Source organism: Pedobacter sp., assembly GCF_040513095.1.
Classification (GTDB): domain Bacteria; phylum Bacteroidota; class Bacteroidia; order Sphingobacteriales; family Sphingobacteriaceae; genus Pedobacter.
Genome location: NZ_JBEVDX010000145.1, coordinates 1 through 11,983 on the forward strand (window position 1 = coordinate 1; position 11,983 = coordinate 11,983).

General features: G+C 43.1%; 9 protein-coding genes. All 9 read left to right on the top strand.

The window, feature by feature from the left end; all coding sequences use genetic code 11:
- Window positions 1-53: 53 nt before the first annotated feature.
- The 9 genes from ABWY16_RS16535 (at window position 54) to ABWY16_RS16575 (ending at window position 11,779) form a co-directional block, all read left to right on the top strand.
- A complete protein-coding gene (locus tag ABWY16_RS16535) occupies window positions 54-881 on the top strand; it encodes an SDR family NAD(P)-dependent oxidoreductase (protein WP_353905761.1) in 828 nt (275 codons plus the stop codon).
- Window positions 882-898: 17 nt separating this feature from the next.
- Window positions 899-1,786 carry a helix-turn-helix domain-containing protein gene (locus ABWY16_RS16540; protein WP_353905762.1) on the top strand — a complete coding sequence of 296 codons (888 nt, stop codon included), beginning with the start codon at window positions 899-901 and terminating at the stop codon, window positions 1,784-1,786.
- 103 nt (window positions 1,787-1,889) lie between these two features.
- Window positions 1,890-2,846 (top strand): NADP-dependent oxidoreductase, encoded by a 957-nt coding sequence (locus ABWY16_RS16545; RefSeq protein ID WP_353905763.1) that lies wholly within the window; start codon window positions 1,890-1,892, stop codon window positions 2,844-2,846.
- Window positions 2,847-2,852: 6 nt separating this feature from the next.
- Entirely contained in the window at window positions 2,853-3,794 is a 942-nt protein-coding gene (locus tag ABWY16_RS16550; protein WP_353905764.1) for a helix-turn-helix domain-containing protein, read from the top strand.
- Between the two features lie 221 nt (window positions 3,795-4,015).
- Window positions 4,016-4,576, top strand: a complete 561-nt coding sequence (locus ABWY16_RS16555; RefSeq protein ID WP_353905765.1) for an RNA polymerase sigma-70 factor — start codon at window positions 4,016-4,018, stop codon at window positions 4,574-4,576.
- 85 nt (window positions 4,577-4,661) lie between these two features.
- The gene (locus ABWY16_RS16560) at window positions 4,662-5,777 is read left to right on the top strand and encodes a FecR family protein (protein WP_353905766.1); all 1,116 of its coding nucleotides are present in this window, start codon (window positions 4,662-4,664) and stop codon (window positions 5,775-5,777) included.
- Window positions 5,778-5,969: 192 nt separating this feature from the next.
- Complete coding sequence (locus tag ABWY16_RS16565) at window positions 5,970-9,242, top strand: SusC/RagA family TonB-linked outer membrane protein (RefSeq protein ID WP_353905767.1); 3,273 nt, start codon at window positions 5,970-5,972, stop codon at window positions 9,240-9,242.
- An 11-nt stretch (window positions 9,243-9,253) separates the two neighbouring features.
- Window positions 9,254-10,627 carry a RagB/SusD family nutrient uptake outer membrane protein gene (locus ABWY16_RS16570; protein ID WP_353905768.1) on the top strand — a complete coding sequence of 458 codons (1,374 nt, stop codon included), beginning with the start codon at window positions 9,254-9,256 and terminating at the stop codon, window positions 10,625-10,627.
- Between the two features lie 15 nt (window positions 10,628-10,642).
- Window positions 10,643-11,779: a redoxin domain-containing protein gene (locus ABWY16_RS16575; protein ID WP_353905769.1), complete on the top strand. Its 1,137-nt coding sequence runs from the start codon at window positions 10,643-10,645 to the stop codon at window positions 11,777-11,779.
- Window positions 11,780-11,983: the final 204 nt, after the last annotated feature.

The following is an 11,983-nucleotide window of genomic DNA, read 5'->3' on the forward strand; positions in this document are numbered from 1 at the left end:
GGCTCTCAGCGTAGATTTGTCTTATTAAAAAAGATAAATAAAACAATTGAATTATGTCAAAGACAATTTTTATTACGGGAGCATCCCGTGGATTTGGTAGAATATGGGCAGAAGCATTTCTGGATCGGGGAGATCAGGTGGTGGTCACTTCCAGGAATGCTGATGGTTTAGCCGATCTGGCGGAAAAGTACGGAAGCGCGGTGTTGCCACTGCAGTTAGAGGTAACAGACAGGGCAGCCTGTTTTGATGCAATCTCAAAAGCAAAAACACATTTCGGAAAAATTGATGTTCTGATCAATAATGCCGGAACCGGTTTATTTGGTGCCGTTGAAGAACTTGAAGAACAGGCATCCAGAGCTATCATTGATGCTAATCTGTTTGGTACATTGTGGATGACACAAGCTGCGCTGCCTGTTATGAGAGCTCAGGGAGCTGGCCACATCCTGCAGTTGTCAAGCGCACTTGGTATTTATTCATTTGCGACGGTAGGTATGTACAGTGCCTCAAAGTTTGCTGTGGAAGGACTTAGCGAAGCACTGGCCCAGGAAGTCAAGAACTTTGGGATTCATATCACCCTTGTTGAGCCCAATGGCTATGCTACGGACTTTGGAACGTCTTCAGTTCAGAGTAAACCAATTGCAGCTTATGACGATATGAAAGCAGAATTATATGCACAACCTGAGTTTTCGGCAGCTGATGCATACGGAGATCCAAAAGCAACTTCCGAAGCGATTCTGAAACTGGTAGATGCAGCAAATCCTCCCTTACGCCTGATTCTTGGACGGAAAGCCCTGCCATTGGCGCAATCATCTTATGCAGAGCGATTGGCTACCTGGGAAAATTGGGAAGATGTTTCTGTCAGGGCTCATGGCCTGCTATAAAATTTAATCATAACACCATGCATTTTAAAAGTCTTAGTGAAGTTCATTGCTGTAACAATTATCCGGATCCTGACAATCCGCTGCTTACGCTTTTCACCTGTAATCCCCTGCGCAGCGTAGCCAGTTATGAGGTAACAACAGATTTCTTTGTGATTGCTTTCAAAGAGTTTAGTTCAGGAGAGATCAGATATGGTAAAACACGGTATGACCATCAAAGCGGCTCCATGTTTTTTCTAAAGCCAAATCAAACTATCCGGATGAAGGATATCGCCCTGGATGGTGAGGGTTTCGAAATCTGGTTCCATGAGGATTATCTGAGTGGACATCCCCTCCATTCAGAAATAAAAAAGTATAGCTATTTCAATTACGAGCTAAACGAAGCACTTCATGTTTCAGTAAAAGAGAAACAAATCATCTGGGACTTGTATGAAAGAATAGTCCAGGAGTACCACAACAACCAGGACGAATTTACCAGAGAAATCATCCTGGGGCATATCGAGTCCATCCTCAAATATTCCATGCGTTTTTATAAGCGGCAGTTCATTAACCGTTTTATAATTTCGGGAACCACTGTTACAAAGTTTGATAAAGCACTGGCAGCCTATTTCGAAGAGGGGCAACTTGTAGAAAAGGGACTACCTACAGTTAGCATGCTGGCTGAAAAGTTAAACCTGTCGCCGCGTTACCTGAGTGACCTTTTGAAGCAGGAAACGGGTAAAACAGCAATGGACCTCATACAGATCTTTCTTGTTTCAGAGGCTAAGAACTTATTAAATGAGGGAAAATTATCAATAAATGAGATCGCATATTTGCTTGGCTTTGAGAATCCGCCATACTTCTCCCGTTTATTTAAAAAAGAAACCGGCTTAAGTCCCAACCAGTTCAGAAAGCAGTTTATGAACTAAATTCACACGTAAAATTCCCATGTCATTTCAGCTAAGCCAAAGTGTATTCTGGCTAAATAAAATGTGCCGGCAGCATACATCTTTACAATTATAAATTATAATTATGAAAGCAGTAAGAATAGATGAATACGGGGGAACGAATGTTCTTAAATTGGTAGAAACGGAACGCCCTGTGCCTGCGCCTGATGAAATTTTGCTGAAAGTATTGGCAAGTGGGGTAAATCTCGTTGACTGTGTCATTCGCAGCGGAACAAATGAAAATTTCAAATCCATGCTCAAGCTACCACTTATTTTGGGCTGTGACGCAGCAGGAATTGTGGAAGAGGTAGGTACAGAAGTAACTACCTTCAAAAAAGGCGACCAGGTATTTGGCTGTCCAAACTTTCCCGGTGATGGCAGTTATGCAGAGTATTGCGCCGCGAAAGCCAGTCAGTTTGCCCTGAAACCAGAAACCCTCAGTTTTAACGAAGCTGCAGGCGTGCCTTTAGCTGCGCTTGTTGCCTGGATGGGCCTTTTTGAGCTTGGACAATTGCAGGCAGGGCAGCGGATACTGATCCATGGTGCTTCTGGCGGTATCGGCAGTTTTGCAGTACAGTTTGCAAAAGCCAAAGGAGCATACGTTATCGGAACAGCTTCGGGCAATAATCTTGAATATTTAAGACAAATTGGTGCTGACGAAGTAGTAAATTACGAAACGCAAAAGTTTGAGGAATTGCTTGATAACATTGATTTAGTGCTGGATGCCTCGCCTCTGCGAGATCATGAGGAACGATTAAAAGGTGTTAGTGTATTGAAAGAGGAAGGTATATTTGTCAGCGTGAATGTAGATTTTCCTTTTAATGATGCGTTCAACGATGCTATCGCCCGTAAAAATGCGACTGCCAAAATGGTGGCCGGTCAAAATCACGCCGACCTGGCTGACATAGCGAAGCTTATTGACGATGGTAAAGTAAAGGTGCTGATCAGTAAAGTTTATCCTCTGGCAGAGGTTGCCCAGGCACAGGAGGAAAGTATAACGGGGCATGTTCGTGGTAAACTGGTACTTGAGATTCAAAAATAAAAAGGCATGAAGCACATCAGGACAATAAGTGAATTTCATCGGTTTAGGGAGCTTGAAAAACCTGAACATCCAATGATCAGTCTGATTGATGTTGCTAGCGTCAGGCAATCAGATGGAGAGGAACCAACAGCGTTGCTACTGGACTTTTATGTCATCGCGATGAAAAAGGTTTCCGGTGCACAAATGAAATATGGACAGCAACAGTTTGATTTTGATGAAGGCCTCATGTCCTTCATGGCTCCCAACCAGGTTTTTACCGTTGTCCCGGGCAAAAAAGACGAAGAATTTAAACAATCAGGATGGGTGCTCAATATCCATCCTGAATTTCTGTGGAACACCTCACTAGCGGCAACAATAAAGCAATACGACTTCTGGGATTACTCATTGAATGAAGCCCTGTTCCTTTCTGAGAAAGAGGAAGCAATCATTAACCAGATTATCCAGAATATCCAGCAGGAGTACCGCTCAAATATTGACAGGTTTAGCAAACAGATTATCATCTCACAGATTGAAAGCCTGCTGAGTTATGCTGACAGGTTTTACCACCGCCAGTTTATCATACGCGAAAAATCCAATCATCAGATACTTGACCGTTTAGAGAAGTTGCTGGATGAATATTTTAGCAGTGATGGCTTAATCAACAAAGGGTTGCCATCTGTCGGGTTCATTGCCGGGAGCCTGAACATATCTCCGAAGTACCTCAGCCGCTTGCTTAAGATGCTGATAGGACAAAACACTCAGCAGTACATTCATGAAAAACTAATAGCAAAAGCCAAAGAAAAGTTATCAGCAACCGATTTATCTGTGAGCGAGATCGCTTACCAGCTGGGCTTTGAACATCTGCAGTCTTTTAGCAAACTATTCAAGATCAAAACAAAGCTTTCACCTTTGGAATTCAGGCAGTCCTTTAACTTCAAAAGTGGAATGGGGGATAAGGACCTGAATTAAATTCTCAGCCAGCCTCGGAGCTGGTTTTTTTATGTCTCATATTTTTAGCTGTAATAGGATTCTCTTATCATGCGAAATTAGACTCTCACATCAAAATTCAGGTAAACAGGCTAAAGATTAATGAGGATACAAACCTCCTGCTATATTTCAAAATTAACCTTTGTAAAAGCACTGATAAATATATCTTTGACAAAAGTACGCCAATAGCCCGGAATTTATAAATGTCTGCGATAACCATAGAAAGTGACGATGTATTAATTGAACTGCTACGGGAAGGAAGCTTAGCAGCCTTTAATGAAATTTATACCCGGCATTTTGAAAGCCTGTATAAATTTGCTTACACAATTCTAAAGGACGAAGCCGCATGCGAAGACATTCTTCAAAACGTTTTTACATGGTTGTGGGAGAATAGGGCAAACCTTAAAATCACCTCTCTGAAGGCATATCTGTTTGCTGCAGTAAAGTTCAACATGTCTGGTGCTATACGTTTGAGTAAACGAAGATCTGAAATTTTAGCAAATGCCCCCATGCTCAAGCAATCTGTAGACGTTGACAGCATGGAGCTTAAAGAACTTATTGCAATTATCAGCTCTTTTACCGAAACTCTGCCAGAAAGGGCCAGATTGATTTTTGAGCTTTCCCGTAAAGAATACCTAACTAATCGCGAAATTGCCCTGAAACTGGGCATTTCAGAAAAAACTGTGGAGAACCAAATGAATATTTCCTTAAAAAAATTGAAGATACATCTGGGGCGGATGTCTTTCTGGTGTGCACTAATGTAAATATATTTTTGTTTGGCTTGGGTGCTGCTGTGGGTTGAACCCTCTTCTCTATATACGGCTGATAAAAGCCTGATCAACTAAGCCTATGAGTGCCGAAAATGAACTGCTCCTGATAATGGAGCGCATTTCTGATTTGACTGCGACGGATGCCGAAATTGCACAATTCAATGCCTGGTGCGATGGTTTTAAAGCACAGGAAATACAGGTTGAAAATTTTGATGCGGTTAGTGAAAGGGTATTGTTACAGGTTCATCGCCGGATCAATAAAAAACCTAACGTTTTTTTGCCACTCTATATGAAGTTGGGGGCTGCCGTAGCCGTTGCAGTATTTATTTTCAGCGTATGGTTTTTCAGTTCACGGGTAAAATCTATTGAGGAAATACGCTATGCCGCTGATATTGCACCTGGCAGGACCGGGGCAACGCTGACGCTGGGTAGTGGAAAGAAGGTTAACATTGGGCTTGCCACTGCAGGTGACCTGGCTATGGAATCCGGTGTAAAGATTTCTAAGAATGCCAGCGGCGACATCATCTATACAATCATGCCTGATAATAAAGTTACGGCTGATGCTGTAAATACGCTTGAAACATCCCGTGGACAGCAAACTCAGGTTCAGCTGCCAGATGGTAGTAGAATATTTCTGAATGCTGCATCATCACTAACCTATCCTGCCTCGTTTGCAAACAAAAAAGAGCGTAGAATCAGCCTTTCCGGAGAAGGCTATTTCGAAATTGCAAAAGATAAAGCCCACCCTTTTATAGTAGACACAAGGGGGCAGGAGCTGAAGGTACTGGGAACACACTTCAATATAAACGCTTATAGTACAGAAGCTGTTTCTAAAACAACCCTGCTTGAAGGGAGCATAGTAGTATCTACTGCAACAAGCCAGCAGATCCTTACACCCGGAACTGAATTAATAAATAACGGGAGCAGCCTTCAAGTTAAGCAAGTTGATACTGAGCTGGCTATTGCCTGGAAGAACAATCTCTTCCTGTTTGACAATGAAGAACTGGGAACCATCATGCGGCAGGTTGAGCGCTGGTATGACGTTGAGGTGATTTTTGTTGATGGTATCAGTAAGGAACGCTTCGGCGGCGGAGTCTCCCGATTTGATAGTGTCTCCAAATTACTTAAATCTCTCCAGGCTACAGGAAAGGTGCAGTTCCAAATCAAAGGAAGAAAAATCTATGTAACTAAATAATTAATGTATATAAACCCATAATCCTGATGATGAAATTCTACAGAAAACGACCTATTTAAACGCTGAGCAGAAACAACCAGAAGTGCGTTTAAGCACTTCCAGTTGCAATTTGGCTAAATCAATTAACTATCAACTTACGCTGGTATCAAAGTTTTCGAAGCCGGAGGTACCAGCTAAAACCAAACCAAACAAATGTATAGAAATTATACCAGGAATCGCCGTGCGCCAGCATTGCTGTACAAAAAAATAATGCTCATCATGCGCCTAACCACCGTATTACTGATTCTCTCGCTCGCTCAGGTAAGCTCAGCTACCCTGGCTCAGAAGATCACTTTATCGAAATCAAACACTTCTTTAAAAACTATTCTCAGGGAGATTAGGGTTCAGAGTGGCTACGTTTTTTTATATAATGAAGCCCAAATCAAAAACGCTAAGCCTGTATCAGTTAAAGTCATAAATTCTGATTTTAGAGAAGTTTTGGATCTTATCTTCCAAAATCAACCCCTCACTTTTTCTATCAATGAAAAAACCGTCACCGTAACAGAGCGCAAACCAAGCTTTCTCGATCGGATCATCGGTGCATTTACTGTTATCGACGTGAGTGGCCGCATTGTCGATCAGAACGGAAATGCTGTTCCCGGCGCCACAATACTTGTTAAAGGGGCCGGTATATCCACCATTTCTGATGCATCCGGATATTTCAGGCTGAACAGAGTTGATGAGGGGGCTGTATTAATACTCAGCTCCGTAGGCTATCTTACCAGGGAAATAAATGTGAGGGCAGACCTTGGGAATGTGACACTTGAGATCAGCAATGCCAAACTTGATGAAGTAGTAGTTATAGCTTATGGAACAACAACCAGGCGATTAAATACCGGATCAGTCAGTACTCTTTCAGGCAGTGATATTACACAGCAGCCAGTAACAAATCCGATCCTGGGATTAAGTGGCCGTGTTCCGGGTCTGTTTATTACACAGGGAGCGGGTTATGCCGGTGCTACCTATAATGCTTCCATCCGTGGTCAAACCAGTCTCGGTTTTCAGTCCAGTACACCATTATATGTTATTGACGGGATACCCTTTGGCGACCGGCCAGTAGAGCAATCTGCGGGCGGCTCCTCCCAGCAGGGTTTCAGTCCGCTAAACAATATAAGTCCCGACGAGATAGAAAGCATTAACGTGCTTAAAGATGCTGATGCCACAGCAATTTATGGCTCACGCGGTGCCAATGGAGTTATCCTTATTACGACTAAAAAGGGTAAAGCTGGCAAAACCCAGTTGTCCGTTGATGTAAATACCGGATTTGGAGCAGTAACCAATATGGTTGAAATGTTAAAGACCTCAGACTACCTGAGGATCAGAAAACAGGCCTTTGCCAATGAGGGGATTATACCAACGGTAATTACTGCACCAGACTTATTTACCTGGGACCAGTCCGGGTATACCGATATCCCTGACTTGCTTATGGGCCACACCTCACATCAGACGAAGGCAGCCTTTAACATCTCCGGTGGCGACCTGCAAAATCAGTTTATCTTTGGGGGTAATTTTCGCCGTGAGACAACGGTCATGAACACTTCCACACGTGACCAGGCTGTCCAATTCCATACCAGCATGCAGCACAGGAGTAAAGATGAAAAGTTTAACTTTTCATTTTCGGCAAGCTACAATACCGACAACAACAGCGTTCCAAATTACAACCTTGGCATTACGAACTATTCATTGCCGCCAAATTATCCTCTTTATAAGTCAGATGGCAGTTTATATTTTGGACCGGGTTACAATAATCCGCTTGCACCTTTCAATTCAATCAGCAGCCTTAAATCAACCAATCTTATAAGCAGTGTAAATGTAAGCTACAGGATTTTGGATGATCTGACCATTAAGGCCGATGCAGGTTACAATTATAACAACGTATTCAGCACTACGATTACCCCCGCCAACGCCAGTAACCCACTTTTAAATTCCCTGCCAACCTCAGTCCTCGGTAATAACTTCATCAAGACTTACATTGCAGAGCCTCAGTTAAACTATGGCCATACCTGGGGTAAGGGTAAGTTAACTGCGCTGATAGGAGGTAGCTGGCAGCAAATGGAAAGTACACAGCCCTATTTCGTGCTGGGCACTTTTTCAAATCTCCAACTTGCAAGCAGTATCAATGCACTTAACATCCTTTACAAATCTTCAGGATATAATAACTATAAATATGATTCCGGGTTTGCCCGCCTGGAATACAATTATGATGGTAAATATCTGATCAGTGGCAACATTCGTCGTGACGGGTCATCGCGCTTTGGCACTGAAAAACCTTTTGGAACTTTCGGCAGTGGCGCAGCAGCCTGGATTTTTTCCAAAGAAGATTTCGCAACAGCCTCTATGCCATGGCTCAGCTTTGGTAAGTTGCGCGCCAGCTATGGTACCATAGGCAGCGATAAGTCAATACAGGATTACGCTACGCTAAGTACATATAATCCCGGTATTGGCTATGGCCCTTCTTCGAGCATTAACCCCACGCGGATCAATAATCCCTATCTGCAATGGGAGGTGACCAAAAAGCTTGATTTTGCAATGGAGCTTGGATTTTTTCAGGACAGGATCTTTCTGTCTGCAAACTATTACCGTAACCGGTCAAACAACCTTCTCGGTGAGATGCCTCTGCCAATACAGGCGGGATTCAGCTCGTATAGTGCTAACCTCCCGGCCACAGTGCAGAACAAGGGTTTTGAATTTGAACTGTCCAGCCTGAATATCAAAACCAAAGATCTGAGCTGGCGTACGTCTTTCAATATCTCTTCGCCGCGCAATAAACTCATAGCTTTTCATGAACTTGAAAATTCGGTATATGCGAATACATATGTGGTTGGTCAGCCCCTCAACCTGCTAACAGCACTTCATTCAACTGGAATTGTTGATGGACTAGCAACTGCACAGGATGTAAATGGCGATGGAATGGTCACTTCGGGACTTGCAGCCAATGGTAGTGGCGACTTTATTGTTGCCGGAACATCTGATCCAAAGTTCTTCGGTGGCCTCAGTAACACAGTCAACTATAAAGGTTTTCAGTTAGACTTCCTTTTCCAGTTTGTAAACAGGAAGGCCAGGAGGGGTGATTTAAACTTTACCGACTATCCCGGCACGGGCTACAATATTCCGGTCAGTTTTCTGGATGTGCCATTGAGATATTCTCCCCGATATGGTACTGCAGCCACAAATGCTTTTTACTATTATAAGGCATCAGACGCTGTAATAGAAAGCGCATCATTTGTACGCCTTAAGAATGTTGCATTATCTTATACCTTTCCCGCTGCAATGTCCAGAATGATGAAGATTTCTTCACTCCAGGTGTATTGTCAGGGACAAAACCTGCTCACTTTTACCAGCTATAAAGGATTAGACCCAGAAACATTAACAACAAGTCTTCCAACACTGCGCATGCTGGTTACCGGTATCAAATTCACATTATAACATTGTATCAAATGAAAACAGAATATACATTTAAACTAATTGCAGCGATTGGAATTGTGCTGCTTTTTGTTTCCTGCAAAAAAATAATTGATGTGGGTCCATCAAAAACAGAATTACTCACTACAACCGTTTTCAAGGATTCGTCCACTGTACAATCTACACTGGCCGGCCTTTACGAATCATTTGCACCACAGGCGGGATCTTACAGGAACAGTATATCCACATTGCTGGCAGTTAGTGCCGATGAGTTACAGTATAATGGCAACGATTTTGCAGCATTCGAAAACAATGCAGTGCTTTCAACTGATGGTAACGCGGCGGCAATCTGGGAAGATTCTTATAAAGCCATTTATGTAGCCAATGCAATCCTGGAGGGAGTTGCCGGTAGTGAAGGGATTTCGCAGAGCTTAAAAAATCAGGCATCGGCCGAGGCAAAGTTTATTAGGGCCTTTTGCTACTTCTACCTTGTAAATGTTTACGGAGACGTGCCTCTGGTGTTGCGGACAGATGTTGCCCAAAATACAAATATGGGAAGAGCTGCCACAGCAGAAGTCTACACCCAGATTGTTGAAGACCTCAAATTTGCACAGCTTAACCTTCCGTCAGATTACTCCAACTCTGATGGAAGCCGCACACGGGCAAACAAGTGGATAGCCACGGCCATGCTGGCAAGGGTCTATTTGTATAACAGGAACTGGCCAGAGGCCGAAGCAGAGGCTACCAGTATTATCAGTAACACTTCACAATTTGCCCTTTCTCCCGATTTAAATAACGTATTTAGTCCTACCAGTTCAGAAGCAATCTGGCAGTTATATAATGATAATTCCGGATATACCTGGTACGCCTCAGAAGTACTGCCAAATCCTGTAACACAGGTTCCTACCTACTTTTTAACTTCCAGTCTGCTCTCGGCATTCGAGGAGGGTGACAAACGAAAAGCTGCATGGACTGCAACAACTGATTACAGCGGAACTGCTTACACTTATCCCTATAAATACCAAAGTTTGATCAGCGGTGCCAATACTGAATATTATACAATACTGAGAATGCCCGAACAATTTTTAATAAGGGCTGAAGCGAGGGCGCAGCAAAACAACATCCAGGGAGCACGGGAAGATATTTCAATACTACGTAACCGGGCGGGGTTACGGAATACCACGGCTGCGGATAAAGATGCGATGCTGCTTGCTATAGAACAGGAGCGCAGGATCGAACTCAATACTGAGTGGGGGCACCGATGGCTCGATCTTAAACGAACGGGAAGAATAAACACTGTACTTGGCGCAGCCAAGCCAACATGGAAGCCATCGGCAGCATTGTTTCCTGTTCCAAATGCACAAAGAACCCTCAACCGTAATCTCACACAAAATCCTGGTTATAATTAATTAAATACTACAGATATGAAATCTAAATTTATCATTCTGCTTGCAGCAAGTCTGCTACAAGCTATAGGTTCAATTGCCCAACAAAAGTTTACCCTCAAGGGCAGCATTACCTCTGTTCCTGCTTCAAGCTATGCTTTTCTTGCTTATACCGATGGCCAGAAATCCGTACGTGACTCGGCAATGCTTAGCGGAGGGATGTTTTCTTTTCAGGGGACCATCAGCCATCCTGTAAGGGCAAACCTTTGGCTGTTACCTGCAGAGCGCGTTAAGAACAAGCTTAAAGTCGGAGATGTCATGCCGGCAATTGACGGCACTGATCTGATGCTCGACCCAACTGATATAAAGGTTGAGGGAGCCACAATCGCATCTGCAAGAATCAATGCAGGGCCGTCCCAGGCTGATTACATCCTTTTCAAAACTCTGATAGACACTGAAAGTAAAAAGGCTGACCAAATCTGGGAAGCGAAAATGAAATCAATCCCTAAAGATTCAGTTGCTCAGGTAAGCAAGAAGATGCTGTCAGAAAAATGGGTAAATTTTGATCGGGCAATCAAAGGGTTTGTACTCAGTCATCCAGACTCTCAGGTTTCCCAGGATTACCTGACGGAAAATTCCATAGCAATTGCTGATCCTAAGGATTTTGAAGAAATGCTCAGTAAAATGAGCTCTGCCTATCAATCATCTTATACCGGTAAAGTGGTAGCACAGCGACTGGCAGCAGCGAAAAAGTTCGCTATCGGTCAGCCAGCAATCAATTTCAGCCAAAAGAATGACAAAGGTGAGGAGGTATCTCTTGCTCAGGTGAACAAAGGGAAATATGTTCTTATTGATTTTTGGGCAAGTTGGTGTGGACCCTGCCGTACTGAATATCCATATCTAAAAAAAGCATATAATCAATACAAGGATCGCAATTTTGAAATCATAGGAGTTTCGCTGGATGATAACAAGGCAAACTGGCTGGAGGCTATTAAATCTAATGGCTTTCAATGGATAGAACTTTGTGACCTTAGGGGCCGTCAAAATGAAGTTGCCAGTGCCTACGGAATTGCTGCTATTCCACAAAGTTTCCTTATTGATCCAGAAGGGAATATCATTGCAAAGAACCTTCGTGGAGATGATTTGCTGGAAAAACTGAAGGAAGTAATCAAATAAACACTGCAGCAAATCAATTGAAGAGCGCCTTTTAAAGTCAATCCTCAATTCCCGAATCGGGGATTGACTTTAGCAACAATACTTAAGTCTATCGGGTTATCATCGATATTCTTAACCACCTGCTTTTCAAAGCTTGTCAATTTCCATCTTTCTGGTAACTCCTGTTTGTCCAGCCATTGATAAAAATCCTTTTGAACATGTTCC